This is a genomic window from Flavobacterium sp. K77 (assembly GCF_021608205.1).
Lineage (GTDB): Bacteria > Bacteroidota > Bacteroidia > Flavobacteriales > Flavobacteriaceae > Flavobacterium > Flavobacterium turcicum.
Genome location: NZ_JAKIHO010000006.1, coordinates 95,641 through 112,398, shown reverse-complemented (window position 1 = coordinate 112,398; position 16,758 = coordinate 95,641). Strand labels below are relative to the sequence as shown.

The window sequence follows — 16,758 nt, the reverse complement described above, 5'->3', positions numbered from 1 at the left end:
CTAATTTAATTTATAATTGTTTTAATTTATGTTTATTCTTCAGATTCTTCTTCGTCTTCAACATCTTCGTCGTCCTCGATAACTTCATCTTCGTCGTCTTCATCTTCTTCAACAACTTCTTCCTCTAGCACTTCCAATACAGGTTTAACTCTTTCGATAGCAACTGTTTCTAAAACATTTCCATCCTCATCAACAACAACCTCGGCAACATCGTCTTTCATAACTTTAGTTACCGCCGCGATTGAGTCTTTACCTTTCAAATTGATCAATTTCACTCCTTGAGTTGCACGCCCCATTACACGTAAATCTTCAATTGCCATTCTGATTGTAAGTCCTGATTTATTAATAATCATTAAATCATCAGCATCAGTAACTGCATTAATCGATATTAAGTTTCCTGTTTTCTCGGTAATATTAAGTGTTTTGACACCTTTACCACCACGATTAGTAATACGGTACACATCTTCTCCATCCTCGTCAACTAATTTGGTACGTTTTCCGTATCCGTTTTCAGTTACAACAAGAATTTGTGAATCGTTAATATTATCTTTAGCAACAGTAACCATGCCAATTACTTCATCCGAATCGTCTTTCAAGCTAATTCCGCGAACTCCAGATGCTGTTCTACCCATCGGTCGCGTTTTAGTTTCCTCAAAACGAACCAGTTTACCTGATTTAACCGCTAAAATAATTTGACTTTCGCCATCAGTTAATTTTGCTTCAAGTAACTCATCACCTTCTTTAATTGTAATAGCCGCCACCCCATTTACACGCGGTTTTGAGTATTTTTCTAATGAAGTTTTCTTCACTTGACCTTGTTTTGTAACCATAATTAAGTTGTGACTATTGATATAATCTTTGTCCTTAAGATCTTGGGTACAAATGAAAGCTTTCACTTTATCATCGCTTTCAATATTCACTAAGTTTTGAATTGCTCTACCCTTAGCTGTTTTGCTTCCTTCTGGAATTTCGTACACACGCATCCAGAAACATTTCCCTTTTTGGGTAAAGAACATCATATATTGATGGTTTGTAGCTACAAACATGTGTTCTAAGAAATCTTGATCACGAGTTCCTGCGCTTTTTTGTCCAACTCCACCTCTATTTTGAGTTTTGTATTCTGTTAAGTTGGTACGTTTGATATATCCTGCATGCGAAATTGTAATTACAACATTTTCATCGGCGATCAAATCCTCAATACTAACATCTCCACCAGAATATTGAATAGTAGAACGACGCTCATCGCCATACTTATCACGAATTTCTTCGAGTTCTTCTTTTATCAAAGCCGTTCTCAAATTAATATCAGCTAATAATGCTCTTAAATGATCAATCAATTTCATGATCTCTTCGTACTCCGCTCTTAACTTGTCTTGCTCCAGACCTGTTAATTGACGTAAACGCATTTCAACAATGGCACGAGATTGAATATCAGATAACTGAAATCTCTCCATCAATTTGTTGCGAGCTTCCTCCGTATTTTTAGACGCCTTAATCAATGCTATTACTTCGTCAATATTATCCGAAGCAATAATCAATCCTTCTAAAATATGAGCTCTTTCTTCGGCTTTGCGCAAATCAAATTGTGTTCTACGAATAACCACATCATGACGGTGCTCTACAAAATAATGAATCATATCTTTCAGATTCAACATTTGCGGACGTCCTTTTACCAAGGCGATGTTGTTTACACTAAATGAAGACTGTAATTGTGTAAACTTATAAAGTGTATTTAAAACTACGTTTGGAGTAGCATCACGTTTTAAGATGTACACAATACGCATTCCGTTTCTATCCGATTCATCACGAATATTAGCAATACCATCGATTTTTTTATCGTTTACCAAATCAGCAGTACGCTTAATCATGTCTGCTTTATTGACTTGGTATGGAATTTCAGTAACAATGATACACTCCCTTCCATCTACTTCTTCAAAACCAACTTTAGCACGCATGACAATACGTCCTCTTCCAGTTTTGAAAGCTTCACGAACTCCTTCGTACCCATAGATAATACCTCCTGTTGGAAAATCAGGTGCTTTAATATGTGTCATCAACTCGTCAATCTCAATATCGTTATTGTCGATATAAGCTAATGTTCCATTAATTACTTCGGTAAGGTTGTGTGGTGGCATGTTAGTAGCCATACCTACTGCAATTCCTGTTGCGCCGTTTATTAATAAAGTCGGAACACGCGTGGGCATTACTTTAGGTTCATATAAAGTATCGTCAAAATTCAATTGAAAATCGACTGTTTCTTTTTCGATATCTGCCATGATTTCTTCAGAAATCTTGCGCATTCTAGCCTCAGTATAACGCATTGCTGCAGGACTATCACCATCAACAGACCCAAAGTTACCTTGACCGTCAATTAATAAATAACGCATGCTCCATTCCTGAGCCATACGCACCATGGCATCGTATACAGAAGTATCACCGTGTGGGTGGTACTTACCAAGAACCTCTCCTACAATTCTTGCGGATTTTTTATGGGCTTTATTTGAAAAAACTCCTAAATCATACATACCATAAAGAACTCTTCGATGTACAGGCTTTAAACCATCTCTAACATCTGGAAGCGCTCGAGATACAATTACAGACATTGAATAATCAATGTAAGCTGACTTCATTTCATCTTCTATGTTAATAGGAATTAACTTTTCTCCTTCAGACATAAGTTGTTATATTAAAATATTATATTAGTTTCAAAACGTGCCAAGATACACTTTTTAGATTTTTTTTTACCACTTTACAGCAACATATTTCAATGATTTATTAACAAAATCAAACCCGCTTTTAGTTGATAATTTAAGGTAAATTTAACTCTTAAATCGTGATATTTTTTGTCTCTTAGCTGACATGCGCAACAAGAGGAACGGTTTTTGTTTTTCAAAATGCAATTCATTAAATTTACGAGATCAAATATATAATATGGATGATAATTTTTCACCAAGAGTAAAAGACGTTATAACCTACAGTAAGGAAGAAGCCTTACGTTTGGGTCATGACTTTATAGGTACTGAGCATTTAATGTTAGGTATTTTGAGAGATGGCAGCGGAAAAGCGATTCAGATATTGAACAACCTAGATATTGATCTAGAACATTTGCGCCGAAAAGTAGAAATATTAAGTCCTGCAAGCCCTACCCTAGAGGTCAATGTAGAAAAGAAAAATTTACATTTGACTAGGCAGGCAGAGCGCGCCTTAAAAACTACTTTTTTAGAAGCAAAAGTATTCCAAAGTACCTCGATAAGTACCGCACATTTGCTGCTATGTATCTTAAGAAACGAGAACGATCCTACAACCAAGCTATTGAATAAGCTAAAAATAGATTATGATATAGCCAAAGAACAATACATTAATATGACGCCAAACGACGAAGATTTCAGAGAAAACTTGCCACGCAATGAGTCTTACAATGACGATTCAGGACAAGATGACAGTTTGAAAGAAGGAACTTTCAACAATCCGACAAACAAATCCAATAAAAAATCAAAAACTCCAGTTCTGGACAATTTTGGTCGTGACTTAACCGAAATGGCCGAAGAGGGCAAGCTAGATCCTGTCGTAGGACGCGAGAAAGAAATAGAACGCGTATCGCAAATTTTAAGCCGTCGCAAAAAAAACAATCCTTTACTTATTGGTGAGCCCGGAGTGGGAAAATCAGCAATTGCCGAAGGTTTAGCGCTCCGCATTATTCAAAAAAAGGTTTCGCGTACACTTTTTAACAAACGAGTGGTAACTTTAGATTTAGCAAGTTTAGTAGCTGGAACAAAATACCGCGGACAGTTCGAAGAGCGTATGAAAGCAGTCATGAACGAACTTGAAAAAAACGATGACATTATATTGTTCATCGATGAAATCCATACTATTGTGGGAGCAGGTGGCGCTACAGGTTCATTGGATGCATCTAATATGTTTAAGCCGGCTTTGGCTCGTGGAGAAATTCAATGTATTGGAGCTACAACTCTTGATGAATACCGTCAATACATTGAAAAGGATGGCGCATTGGAAAGACGTTTTCAAAAAATCATTGTTGAACCTACATCAGTTGAGGAAACAATTACGATTTTGAACAATATCAAAAACAAATACGAAGATCACCACAATGTGACCTTTACACCTGAGGCAATTGAAGCTTGTGTAAAATTGACCGACAGATATATGTCTGAGCGATTTTTACCAGACAAAGCAATTGATGCACTTGACGAAGCAGGTTCGCGTGTACACATTACCAATATCGAAGTACCAAAGCAAATTTTAGATCTTGAGCGTCAGTTAGAAGAAGTTCGCGAGATGAAAAATGTAGTGGTTAAAAAACAAAAATACGAGGAGGCTGCAAAACTTAGAGATGATGAAAAACGCATCGAAAAAGATCTTGCTATTGCTCAAGAGCAATGGGAAGAGGACGCTAAAAACAACCGCATAGAAGTTACAGAGGACAATGTTGCCGATGTAGTTTCCATGATGAGTGGCATACCGGTAAATCGTATTGCGCAAACAGAAAGTAACAAGCTTGCCAAATTACCAGAGCTAATTGAGAACAAAGTTATTGGTCAAAAAGAAGCCGTTGTTAAAATAGCACGCTCTATTCAGCGTAACCGTGCAGGATTAAAAGACCCAAATAGACCAATTGGATCGTTTATCTTCCTTGGTCAAACAGGAGTTGGTAAAACGCAATTGGCTAAAGTTTTAGCAAAAGAATTATTCGACTCAGAAGATGCGTTAATCCGTATTGACATGAGCGAATACATGGAGAAATTTGCCATTTCAAGATTAGTGGGTGCGCCTCCAGGATATGTAGGCTATGAAGAAGGAGGTCAACTTACTGAAAAAGTAAGAAGAAAACCTTATTGCGTAGTGTTATTAGACGAAATTGAGAAAGCACATCCTGATGTATTTAATATGTTACTTCAAGTTCTTGATGACGGATTTTTAACGGATAGCTTAGGCAGAAAAATTGATTTTAAAAATACAATTATCATCATGACATCTAATGTGGGTGCTAGACAGTTAAAAGATTTTGGTCAAGGCGTTGGATTTGGCACAGCTGCAAAAGTGGCTCAAGCAGATGACAATTCGAAAAGTATTATTGAAAATGCTTTGAAGAAAACATTTGCTCCTGAATTTTTGAACCGTATTGATGATGTTATTGTTTTCAATGCACTTGAAAAACATGATATTGATTTAATTATCGAAATCGAACTGAAAAAACTATATGCTCGTGTGGCTGAATTGGGTTATAATTTAAACCTTTCAGATACTGCAAAAGCATTTATAGCTGATAAAGGGTTTGACAAACAATTTGGTGCTAGACCACTAAAAAGAGCGATACAAAAATATGTAGAAGACACACTCGCCGAAGAAATAATTACTTCAAAAATTCTAGTAGGCGACGAAATATTCATGGATATAGAAGAAGGAGCTCAGGAATTAACTGTAAAAGTGCACAAAGCTGGAGAAGCTACCAATTTGTAAAAACCACTTTTTAATTGATAATAAACCCGTTACGTTTTTATAACATAACGGGTTTATTCTTTACAGTAAACCAACATTTTGTGAAAACAAATAGCTACATTTGAATTTTAAAATAAGATTAAATCCGCAATTTATGTCAGATAATAAAGTAATTTTAGGTAGCGAAGAATGGTGTTCTTTTCCAGAATTAGGCATTCCTACCATAAAAGCCCGTGTCGATTCAGGTGCTAAAACATCAGCATTACATGCCATTAACATCGCACCCTTTATCAAAAACGATAGTAACTGGGTAAAATTTGACATCAATCCCATTCAAAATAACTTAAAAACAGTAATTCACTGCGAAGCTCCACTAGTAGACAAACGTATTGTAAAAAGTTCAAGTGGTTTTAGAGAACACCGCTATGTAATCCAAACTAATGTTCAACTTGGTAGCGGGCAATGGCCTATAGAAATGACTTTGACCAATCGTGACTCCATGGGTTTTCGTATGTTATTGGGTCGTGAAGCAATGAGCGGAAGAGTTTTAGTTGATCCTGAACAAAAATATTTACTAGGACAGCCTTCCAGCGATACTTTAAAAGAATTGTATAAAAATTCAGAAAAAGCAAGTTCAGGATTACGCATCGGACTTTTGGCCAGTAACCCAGAATTATACAGCAACAAACGTATTATGGAAGCCGGCGAAATGCGAGGCCATGAAATGCACTTTTTGAACATAAAGGAGTGCTACATGAAATTGGATGCTAAAACTCCTGAAATTCACTATCGTGGTGGTAAGATTCTAAATCAATTTGACGCGATAATTCCGAGAATAAGACCAAGTATCACTTTTTACGGCTGTGCTTTGACAAGACAATTTGAGGCTTTAAAAGTTTATTGCTTGAACTCATCTAATGCTATTACTCAGTCGCGTGACAAATTATACTCTTTACAATTGTTACTCAATCATGGTGTTGCTATTCCTACAACGGGATTTGCAAATTCACCTTTGGATACTGATGATTTAATTAAAATGGTAGGTGGCTCTCCTTTAATTGTAAAATTACTTGAAGGTACCCAAGGAAAAGGTGTTGTTTTGGCAGAAACTAAAAAAGCTGCGGAAAGTGTTATTAACGCCTTTAAAAGCTTAAATGCTAATATTTTGGTTCAAGAATTCATAAAAGAAGCTAATGGTAAAGATATTAGATGCTTTGTAATTGACGGAAAAGTAGTTGCTGCTATTCAACGTGAAGCAATGCCAGGAGAATTCAGAGCTAATATTCACCTCGGGGGAACTGCATCAGTTATTAAAGTGACTCCAGAAGAAAAGAAGATCGCCATTCGTGCAACTAAAGCAATGGACTTAAAAGTGGCGGGTGTTGATATTATTCGATCTTCAAAAGGCCCCTTGTTACTTGAGGTAAATTCTTCTCCTGGTCTTGAAGGTATTGAAGGAGCCACCAATAAAGATATTGCTGGCGAAATGATTAAAGCAATTGAAAAGAACTTCAGACAAAAAATAGAGCTTAAATAAATTCCTGATGGACTTTTCATGCCAATAAATGATTTAAACTTTGATCTGCCTGAAGAAAAAAATAAAATAATAAACCTAAAAAAATGAACGAGTACTTAACTATAATTCTTAGAAGTAGTGCCGTTTATTTTTTTATGGTGGTTGCATTACGGCTCTTTGGAAAGAAAGAACTATCTCAGTTGAATACAGCCGATGTTATATTAATTTTACTCATAAGCAATTCAGTCCAAAATGCAATGGTTGGAGATAATACCAGTTTATGGGGCGGACTAGCAGCAGCTTCGGTTCTTTTTACTATTAATTTTACTTTAAAAAAACTAATGTACAAATACCCTAGTTTTAGTAATTTCATGCAAGAAAAACCAGAAGTATTGATCCATAATGGTAATCTCGATTTTAAATCATTAAGCAAATTGAACATCACATCGGACGAGTTAAAAGAAGCTATGCGCGAACACGGAGTCGAACATTTTAAAGATGTAAAACTTGCAATGTTAGAAATTGATGGTAATATAAGTATCATTTCAGGCAAAGAAAACATTAGACAAACCTTCCACAAACGAAAAAATACTCATCATTCGAAACAGCCCACGAGTTTTACAGATCTATAATGATATTATATAGTACGAAGTCAGAAAAAAATAGCTATAAAAAAAACCATTCTGAGAATGGTTTTTTTTTTATAATATTTTGTTTAGATAAAAATGCGAAACAAGTAATAAACAAGTGCAGCTAATATTGCTGAGATTGGAATTGTAAGTACCCAAGCCCACATCAAACTTACTGTCATTCCCCATCGAACAGCTGAAACACGTTTTGTTAAACCTACACCAATAATAGAACCAGTGATCGTATGGGTCGTACTAACAGGAACTTTAAAATGCTCTGTAAAATACAATGTTAATGCTCCTGCAGTTTCTGCCGCGACACCTTCAAATGAAGTTACTTTTGTAATTTTAGATCCCATTGTCTTAACAATTTTCCATCCACCACTCAAAGTTCCTGCTGCAATGGCAGAGTAACATGCAAGCGGAATCCACTCCGGCATTTTGAAAACACCCTCATCGTTTGGTAAAACAACATCCAACCACTCAGGCATCATATCTTGTGAAATACCGCTTGTTTGAATATACACTGTTACAGCAGCAGCTATAATTCCCATTACTTTTTGAGAATCATTTCCACCATGCCCCAAACTAAAGGCAGCAGAAGACAGTAATTGCATCTTCTTTAACCATTCTGTTGATTGATGTAAATTTAAGCTACTAAAGATTAGACAAAATCCACTTATTGAAAGTACTATGAACGCTACTAAAAACCACTTGATGTTGTGTGTTTCAAAAACCACACTCCAAAAATGCGATTCAAAACGAGGTTTTACAATAGCATCGTAATAAATCATTTGACTTTCAACAAACCAAATTGTCAGTAAGATTACAAAAACAGTAAATATTTTTGGTCCAATTTCTCTTTTGGAAGCATTAAGCAACCAAATAGAAATTAAATAAGACATTAAAGCACCCAATAAAGGAGCTAAAACGATAAAAGCAATGATAACAAGAACTCCAGAAGGGAAACCTCCATCTTTACCGGCTGTGTACCAGTTTACAGTGTCGTACCAGTAGGCTGTCTCCATTTCGGCACCTGTACCTGTAGTATAAGAAGAAAAACCGTGCACCATTAAGGCATGAGCAATTGCTGCTCCAGCAAAACCACCAATTAAAGTATGTGACGAACTAGAAGGAATACCTTGCCACCATGTAAATAAGTTCCAAATAATGGCTGCAATAACACCGGCTAGAATTACTACCAAATCAATTTCCATGGTGTTGGCTGTTTTTGCAACAGTATCTGCAACACCAAAACCAAAAACCCAGTATGCCAAAAAGTTAAAAAAAGCGGCCCACACAACGGCTTGAAAAGGCGTCAAAACCTTTGTAGCAACTACAGTCGCAATCGCATTAGCAGCATCATGAAAACCATTGATGTAATCAAAAATTAATGCTAAGACTATGATTACTATTAAAAGAGTAAATTCCATATTTATAATTTCAGAATAAAACGGATTGAATTAAGAGTGCTTCACAGAAATAGATTCTAAAACACCTGCAACACTTTTGCATTTATCAGTTGCCGTTTCTAAAACAGATAATACTTCTTTGTACTTGATGATGTTTTTTGCATCTGTTTCATTTTCAAACAAATCTAAAACCGCTTTGTCATAAACGTTATCCGATTTGTTTTCTAATTTATTGATACGAGCACAAGCATCAGTGATATTCTTCATTTTTTTCAAATCTCTCAATTCGCGAATAGCAACATCGATGTTTTGACAAGCTTCTAAATTGATTTCAGTCAACTTACGAATCGATTTCGTGATTTTGTCAACTTGGTACAAACGCATTCTACTTGCTGCACCGTGAAGGTTACCTGCAACGTTATCAATAGCAGTAATTAACGAGTGAATATCCTCTCTATCAAACGGAGTAATGAAATTTCTACTCAATTCTAAGTTAGTTTGACGGGCAATGTCCTCTCCTTTTTGTTCCAACACATCAATTTTTTGAAAAAGAATTTCACGCTCTTTCAAAGGTAAATTAACTGCTTCGTGTAAATTTTCAGCAATTTCAATCAAATTGCTTGAAGCTTCTTCGAAAAGAGGGAAGAACTTTTTGTCTTTTGGAACCAAAAATTGGAAAAAATTATTAATGTTCATTTCATTTAAATTTAGTTTGGCAAAATTACTTCATTATTCAGCGCGAATGTTAAGTTAACATTAACAAATCGCTTTCAATATCGAAAGAGTTCAAAAAAGCAATTGTCTTTTCGATATCATAATGCAATATTCTGTCTTCTTTGACAAACGGGACTTCGCCGCGGTAAACTATCAAAAAACTTTCTATGAACGGACTAGACTGCAGAGGTCTTCGATAAGCTATTGCTTGAGCTCCTGTGAGCAGTTCAATAGCTAAAATACGCTCCACATTTTCAAGAACTCGTAAGGCTTTCGTCGCTGCATTTGCACCCATACTCACGTGATCTTCTTGGCCATTACTAGATACAATGCTATCAACGCTTGCAGGAGTTGCCAATTGTTTGTTTTGACTTGCAATACTTGCTGCGGTGTATTGCGGAATCATTAAACCCGAATTCAATCCTGGATTATCAACCAAAAACGGAGGCAAATTGCGCGTTCCTGAAATAAGCTGAAAGGTTCTACGTTCAGAAATACTACCTAACTCCGCTAATGCAATAGCCATAAAATCAAGCGCTAAAGCTAATGGCTGACCGTGAAAATTTCCTCCAGAAATAATCTGATCTTCGTCTACAAAAATATTTGGGTTATCGGTTACCGAGTTTATTTCTATCTTGAAAACTTGCTGTACATAGGCAATAGCATCTTTTGAAGCACCATGAACTTGCGGCATACATCGAAAAGAATACGGATCTTGAACCTGAACTTTTGGCTGTGAAATAATTGTACTTCCCTCTAAAAATTCTTTAATCCTTTCGGCTGTTGCCAATTGTCCTTTGTGAGGTCTGATTTGGTGAATTAACGCATCAAACGGTTCTATCCTGCCATCAAAACCCTCCAATGAAATGGCTCCAATTAAATCTGATAAATACGAAATTTTAGCTGCTTTCAAACTTACATAAGCTCCATAAGCACTCATAAACTGAGTTCCGTTCAATAAAGCCAATCCTTCTTTTGATTGTAAAACAATAGGTTCCCAATTAAAAAAACGCATTACCTGTTCAGTCGGAACTATCTTGCCCTCAAAATACACCTCTCCTTCTCCAAGTAAAGGCAATGCCAAATGTGCAAGCGGAGCCAAATCGCCCGATGCTCCCAAAGAGCCTTGTTCATAGACAACTGGCCAAATTTTATTGTTGTACATAGCAATCAAGCGCTCAACCGTTTCGAGTTGTACACCGGAATAACCATAACTCAAAGACTGAATTTTTAAAAGCAACATAAGCTGCACAATGGGTAAAGGGACCTTATTTCCGGTACCACAAGCATGCGACTTGACTAAATTTTCTTGTAATTGCGCTAAGTTATCCTTGGAAATTTTGACATTACAAAGTGATCCAAAACCTGTGTTAATGCCGTAAATGGGTGTTGCTTGCAACTCCATTTTTTTGTTTAAGTAGGTTCTACAACTTAAAATTTTGTCTTTGCTCTCCTCCGATAAGCACAGTTTTTTATCTTGATTGATTATTTTGTGTAACAGATCAAAATCAAGAGTTTCACTTGTAATATAATGCGTTGAATTCATCGGTTTTCTATTTGGAAAGTAAAAGTGATTAATTCTTTAGGATTACACAATACCAGTTGCATTTTATTTCAAAAAAAGATTGAACAAATCTTAATGATTCTGGTGAAAACTGTAAGTGAGATACATAGCTTTTAATGTAGTTCACAACTAGAATTCGAATCAAATCTTCATTTCGGGGTATTGTTTCAGCTAAAACCCAGGATTTATTTCCTACTTTTTCTTGATCAAAAAAGGAATATAAATACGAATACTGAGATATGACCGTACTAAAAACAACCAATCTTTAGCAATTCTTAATTTAAAACTACAATAATCAAATATTCACAAAAAGAGCATTTTAGACTTTCATTTCTACAAAAAACCTTATTTTTGAAAAACAATCATGGAACAAAAAAATTACATACTAGTTTCTTCTAAATCGATCTCAACTGAGGCGATTACTACCATGACGTTTACTACAACTACCACTACCCCTTTGGGGTAAACAATCTACATATAACCAAGTATTTTTATTTGTCTCCTATTTACAAAGAGACCAAACTACAGTTGTAAAAAGGTATTTACAACAATAAAATACGATCTCATTCACACAAACACAGCACACAACTTTATACATTACAACACATGAAAGTCTTAAAATTTGGTGGCACATCAGTAGCCAATGCCCAAAATATAAAATTAGTTTTAGAAATAATTGAAGAATCAAGATCAGGAGAACACTTAGTTGTAGTGGTTTCTGCGTTTAGTAAAGTCACTGATTTACTACAACTCGCATCGCAAAAAGCAGCACAAGGCGATGATAGATTCAAAGAATTAGTAGCAGAAATCGAAACCAAACATTTAGAAGCGCTTAAAGCATTGATTCCTGTGAGCGAGCAAAGTGCTTTGTTGAGTCATATAAAACGTATCATCAATCATCTTGAAACTTTATTGGATGGCTGTTTCTTGCTGGGCGAACTATCTGCTAGAACATCAGATACAATACTGAGTTTTGGTGAACTACTTTCAGCATACATTATTTCTGAAGCTTTACAGCAAAAAATAAAAAACAGCGGTTACAAAGACAGTCGCGAACTTATTAAAACTGATAGCAGTTTCGGAAAGGCAAGCGTAAATTTTGAGGTAACGAATGCTTTAATTCAAGAGTACTTTCAAACAAACAATCAGGAAGTTGTGATTATGCCTGGATTTATAGCTGCTTCAACAGAAGGAATTACTACTACTTTGGGGCGTGGAGGTTCAGATTATACGGCAGCAATACTTGCAGCAGCCTTGCGAGCGCATCAATTAGAAATTTGGACGGATGTAAACGGGATGTTTACTGCAAATCCTAAAATTGTAAAGCAAGCCAAACCAATTGCAAACTTGTCGTATCAAGAGGCTATGGAATTGTCTCATTTTGGAGCCAAAGTACTTTATCCGCCAACAATTCAGCCCGTTTTACGCGAGAGCATTCCTATTTTGATTAAAAACACTTTCGATCCCACTGCCATTGGCACCTATATTTCGAATGACATTTTTACGCAAAATAGTCCCGTAAAAGGCATCACTCACATCGATTCCATTACATTGGTAACTCTTGAAGGTTCAGGAATGATTGGTGTTTCTGGATCATCAAAACGTCTTTTTGAAGTGCTTTCACAAAAAAACATAAACGTAATTTTTATCACACAAGCTTCTTCGGAACATTCTATTTGCATCGGAATTTTAAATTCAGATGCTGACACAGCTGAAAATGCCATCAACAAAGCCTTTGAAATAGAAATTTCTCAAAATAAAATTCAACCTTGCATCGTTGAAAAAAATTTATGCATTATCGCTTTGGTTGGTGAAAACATGAAAAATCATCAGGGATTAAGTGGCCGAATGTTTAGTACTTTGGGTAAAAACAATGTCAATATTCGAGCAATTGCTCAGGGTGCTTCTGAACGAAACATATCAGCAGTGATTAATGAGCGTGATGTAAAAAAGGCTTTAAACACGCTTCACGAGAACTTTTTTGAAGAAAACACCAAGCAATTGAACCTTTTTGTGATGGGCGTAGGTAATGTAGGCGAAAAATTCATTGAACAAATTCACCAACAGAAAAAATTCCTAAAAGAAAAATTAAAAATCAACTTACGTGTTATTGCTTTATCAAACTCACGTAAAATGTATTTTGACGAAGACGGAATTTCTTTAAAAGAATGGCAATTTTTGCTAGACACAGGCGATGCAGCTGATGCTTCTCTGTTTTTCAAAACAGCCAAAGAACTCAATTTACGTAACAGTATATTTGTAGATATTACTGCAAATGAAAGCGTTTCGCAAACCTATGAACATTATTTAAAACAAAATATTGCCGTAGTAACTTGCAACAAAATTGCTTGCGCATCTGAGTTTGATAATTATAAAAAATTGAAAAAATTATCTCGCCAATACAATGCGCCATTTTTATTTGAAACCAATGTTGGAGCGGGTTTACCAATTATTGACACCGTAAAAAACCTGGTGGCATCTGGAGATAAAGTCAATAAAATTCAAGCCGTTTTATCGGGTAGTTTAAACTTTATTTTCAATAATTTTAATGAAAGCAGCAGTTTTCATGATGTAGTTAAAGAAGCAGGTGTTCAAGGATTTACCGAGCCTGATCCGAAGATTGATTTGAGTGGAATTGATGTAGCGCGTAAAATTTTAATTCTGATTCGTGAAAGTGGCTACAAAATGGAAATTGACGAAATTTCAAACGAATCTTTCCTGCCAGCAGCTTGTTTGGAAACATCAAACAACGAGGCCTTTTTTGCATCATTAATTTCGCATGCTGATCATTTTAACACCATACTTCAAGAGGCAATTGCTAAAGATTCGCGATTAAAATATGTAGCTCAGTTTGAAAATGGAAAAGCTAATGTTGGCTTGCGTTTCATCCCGAAAGACCATCCTTTTTACAATTTGGAGGGAAAAGACAATATCGTGCTCTTTTTCACAGACCGTTACTCTGATCAACCGTTGCTAATTAAAGGAGCTGGTGCAGGAGCTGCAGTAACCGCTTCCGGAATTTTTGCTGATGTGATTCGAATTGGAAATATTTAAAAAATAGTTTAAAGTCTTCTTAGTTTAAAGTTTCAATTTCAAGAACTGAAAACAACTTTAAACTTAAAACAAAAAATCATGAACGAAATAAAGTTATTTTGCCCTGCAACAATTGCCAATTTATCCTGCGGATTCGATGTTCTAGGTCTTTGCTTGGAAACCGCAGGCGATCAGATGATTGTTCGAAAATCTACTGAAAAGGGAGTTCGAATCATCAAAATAGACGGTGCTGATTTACCTTTGGAAACCGAAAAAAATGTGGCTGGTGTCGCAGCTCTCGCGATGCTGGAGCAAATTGATTCGCCATTTGGATTCGAAATTGAAATATACAAACGCATCAAAGCTGGCAGTGGTATTGGCAGTAGCGCAGCTAGTTCAGCAGGCGCCGTTTTCGGTATTAACGAATTATTGGATAAACCATTTACTAGGAAAGAATTGGTATTATTTGCCATGCAAGGCGAAAAGTTAGCAAGCGGAAATGCACATGCTGATAACGTGGCGCCTGCACTACTTGGCGGTTTTACACTTGTTAGGAGTTCGAGTCCGCTTGATATTGTAAAAATTCCAAGTCCAACCGATTTATATGCAACCGTTGTTCATCCTCAAATTGAACTCAAAACTTCTGATGCCCGCTCCGTATTAAAACAAACCGTTTCGTTAAAAAGCGCCATCACACAATGGGGAAATGTAGGCGGCTTGGTTGCTGGCTTGTACACGCAGGATTATGAATTGATTGGTCGCTCGTTACACGACGAAATTGTCGAACCACTTCGTTCTGTATTGATTCCTGGTTTTGATCTCATTAAAAAAAGTGCTTATGCAAATGGCGCGCTCGGCTCTGGAATTTCAGGTTCTGGACCTTCAATTTTTGCCTTGAGCAAAGGACTAGAAACTGCCAATGCTGTTGCAAAAGGCATGAGCAAAGTATATGATGCAATGAATCTACCTTACGAAATACATGTTTCAAAAGTAAATGATGAAGGAATTAAAATTATCTAAACGATAATTTCAGTTGCTTACAAAGCAATAATTTAAATTAAAAAAATAACACAACTACTTACAACATTAAGCATGCAATACTATAGTTTAAACCACAATGCCCCAAACGTTACTTTTCAAGAGGCCGTTGAGCAAGGATTAGCCAGCGACAAAGGTTTGTATTTCCCAGAATCGATAACACGACTTCCTGATAGTTTTTTCGAAAATATTGAGAAAATGAGTCATGAGGAAATCGCTTTCGAAGCCATTAAACAATTCGTAGGAGACGAAATTCCTGGAGCAATTTTAAAACAAATCATTTCAGAAACACTTTGTTTTGATTTTCCTGTTGTTGAAATAGAGAGTAATATTTTTTCACTTGAATTATTTCATGGTCCAACCATGGCGTTTAAAGATGTTGGGGCAAGATTCATGTCACGATGCTTAGGCTATTTTAACTCTGATAAAAATAACAGCCACAATACCGTTTTAGTGGCTACATCTGGCGACACAGGAGGTGCAGTTGCAAGTGGTTTTTTGGGAGTTCCTGGCGTTGACGTTGTAATTTTATATCCTTCAGGAAAAGTAAGCGACATTCAAGAGCGTCAATTGACAACCTTGGGGCAAAATATAACAGCACTTGAAGTTGATGGTTTTTTTGATGATTGCCAAGACATGGTTAAAAAAGCCTTTTTAGATGAAACATTGCGACACAAAAATCTTACTTCGGCTAATTCAATTAATATTGCGCGTTGGTTGCCGCAAATGTTTTACTTTTTCTTTACCTACAAAGCTTTAAAAAAACACAACAAACCTCTAGTTTTTTCGTGCCCAAGTGGAAACTTCGGCAACATTTGCGCGGGAATTGTAGCCAAAAAAATGGGTTTACCTGTTCAACATTTTATTGCAGCTACAAATGTAAATGATACCGTTCCACGCTTTTTAGAAGAAGGAAAATACAATCCTAAACCATCAAAAGCAACCATTTCAAATGCAATGGATGTAGGAAACCCGAGTAATTTTATACGCATTCAGGAGCTTTACCAAAATGATTTAGCAGAATTCAAAAAAGATTTTAGTTCGTTTTCATTTACTGATGAGGAAACCTTGGTTGCAATGAAAAATATATTTGATAAATCTGGCTATGTTGCTGAACCTCACGGCGCGGTTGGCTACATTGGTTTAAAACAAGAATTACAAAACCATCCTGAGGCTATTGGTATATTTTTAGAAACAGCCCATCCCATTAAATTTTTAGATACTGTAGAGCCTGCTTTGAAGATAAAACTACCAATTCCGATGCAAATTGAACCAATATTAAACCAAGAAAAATTGAGTGTTTCAGTACGAAATTATGAGGATTTGAAAAACTATTTGTTACAGAATTAATCCATTAGAAACAAAATTATATAAGGAATTCAAATGTGCGGTTTA

Annotated in this window: 10 protein-coding genes; 6 read left to right on the top strand and 4 right to left on the bottom strand. The window is 36.0% G+C overall.

Translation table 11 applies throughout. The features are described 5' to 3' along the window. Positions 1–32: 32 nt before the first annotated feature. Positions 33–2,675 (bottom strand): DNA gyrase subunit A, encoded by a 2,643-nt coding sequence (gyrA, locus tag L1S34_RS11710; RefSeq protein ID WP_236364169.1) that lies wholly within the window; start codon positions 2,673–2,675, stop codon positions 33–35. A gap of 256 nt (positions 2,676–2,931) precedes the next feature. On the opposite strand from gyrA, the gene L1S34_RS11705 reads away from it, so the two are divergent. From L1S34_RS11705 to L1S34_RS11695, 3 genes are all read left to right on the top strand, one after another. Next, on the top strand, positions 2,932–5,478 hold the full coding sequence (locus L1S34_RS11705) for an ATP-dependent Clp protease ATP-binding subunit (protein WP_236364168.1): 2,547 nt from the start codon (positions 2,932–2,934) through the stop codon (positions 5,476–5,478). A gap of 133 nt (positions 5,479–5,611) precedes the next feature. After that, positions 5,612–6,994 carry a 30S ribosomal protein S6--L-glutamate ligase gene (gene rimK, locus L1S34_RS11700; protein ID WP_210789980.1) on the top strand — a complete coding sequence of 461 codons (1,383 nt, stop codon included), beginning with the start codon at positions 5,612–5,614 and terminating at the stop codon, positions 6,992–6,994. An 83-nt stretch (positions 6,995–7,077) separates the two neighbouring features. After that, positions 7,078–7,605, top strand: coding sequence for a DUF421 domain-containing protein (locus L1S34_RS11695; RefSeq protein ID WP_236364167.1), 528 nt, complete (start codon positions 7,078–7,080; stop codon positions 7,603–7,605). Positions 7,606–7,688: 83 nt separating this feature from the next. Here L1S34_RS11695 and L1S34_RS11690 read toward each other — a convergent pair whose 3' ends face one another. The 3 genes from L1S34_RS11690 to hutH are packed head-to-tail and all read right to left on the bottom strand — an operon-like array spanning position 7,689 to position 11,274. Further along, positions 7,689–9,035, bottom strand: a complete 1,347-nt coding sequence (locus L1S34_RS11690; RefSeq protein WP_236364166.1) for an inorganic phosphate transporter — start codon at positions 9,033–9,035, stop codon at positions 7,689–7,691. 30 nt (positions 9,036–9,065) lie between these two features. Continuing rightward, complete coding sequence (locus L1S34_RS11685) at positions 9,066–9,710, bottom strand: DUF47 domain-containing protein (protein WP_166133731.1); 645 nt, start codon at positions 9,708–9,710, stop codon at positions 9,066–9,068. A 49-nt stretch (positions 9,711–9,759) separates the two neighbouring features. Beyond that, positions 9,760–11,274 carry a histidine ammonia-lyase gene (hutH, locus tag L1S34_RS11680; protein ID WP_236364165.1) on the bottom strand — a complete coding sequence of 505 codons (1,515 nt, stop codon included), beginning with the start codon at positions 11,272–11,274 and terminating at the stop codon, positions 9,760–9,762. A gap of 624 nt (positions 11,275–11,898) precedes the next feature. On the opposite strand from hutH, the gene thrA reads away from it, so the two are divergent. The 3 genes from thrA to thrC all read left to right on the top strand — a co-directional run bounded on the left by thrA (position 11,899) and on the right by thrC (position 16,713). Continuing rightward, positions 11,899–14,346: a bifunctional aspartate kinase/homoserine dehydrogenase I gene (gene thrA, locus L1S34_RS11675; protein ID WP_236364164.1), complete on the top strand. Its 2,448-nt coding sequence runs from the start codon at positions 11,899–11,901 to the stop codon at positions 14,344–14,346. Positions 14,347–14,424: 78 nt separating this feature from the next. Then, positions 14,425–15,345, top strand: coding sequence for a homoserine kinase (locus L1S34_RS11670; protein ID WP_236364163.1), 921 nt, complete (start codon positions 14,425–14,427; stop codon positions 15,343–15,345). Between the two features lie 72 nt (positions 15,346–15,417). Beyond that, positions 15,418–16,713 (top strand): threonine synthase, encoded by a 1,296-nt coding sequence (gene thrC, locus L1S34_RS11665; RefSeq protein WP_236364162.1) that lies wholly within the window; start codon positions 15,418–15,420, stop codon positions 16,711–16,713. The last annotated feature ends 45 nt before the right edge of the window (positions 16,714–16,758 follow it).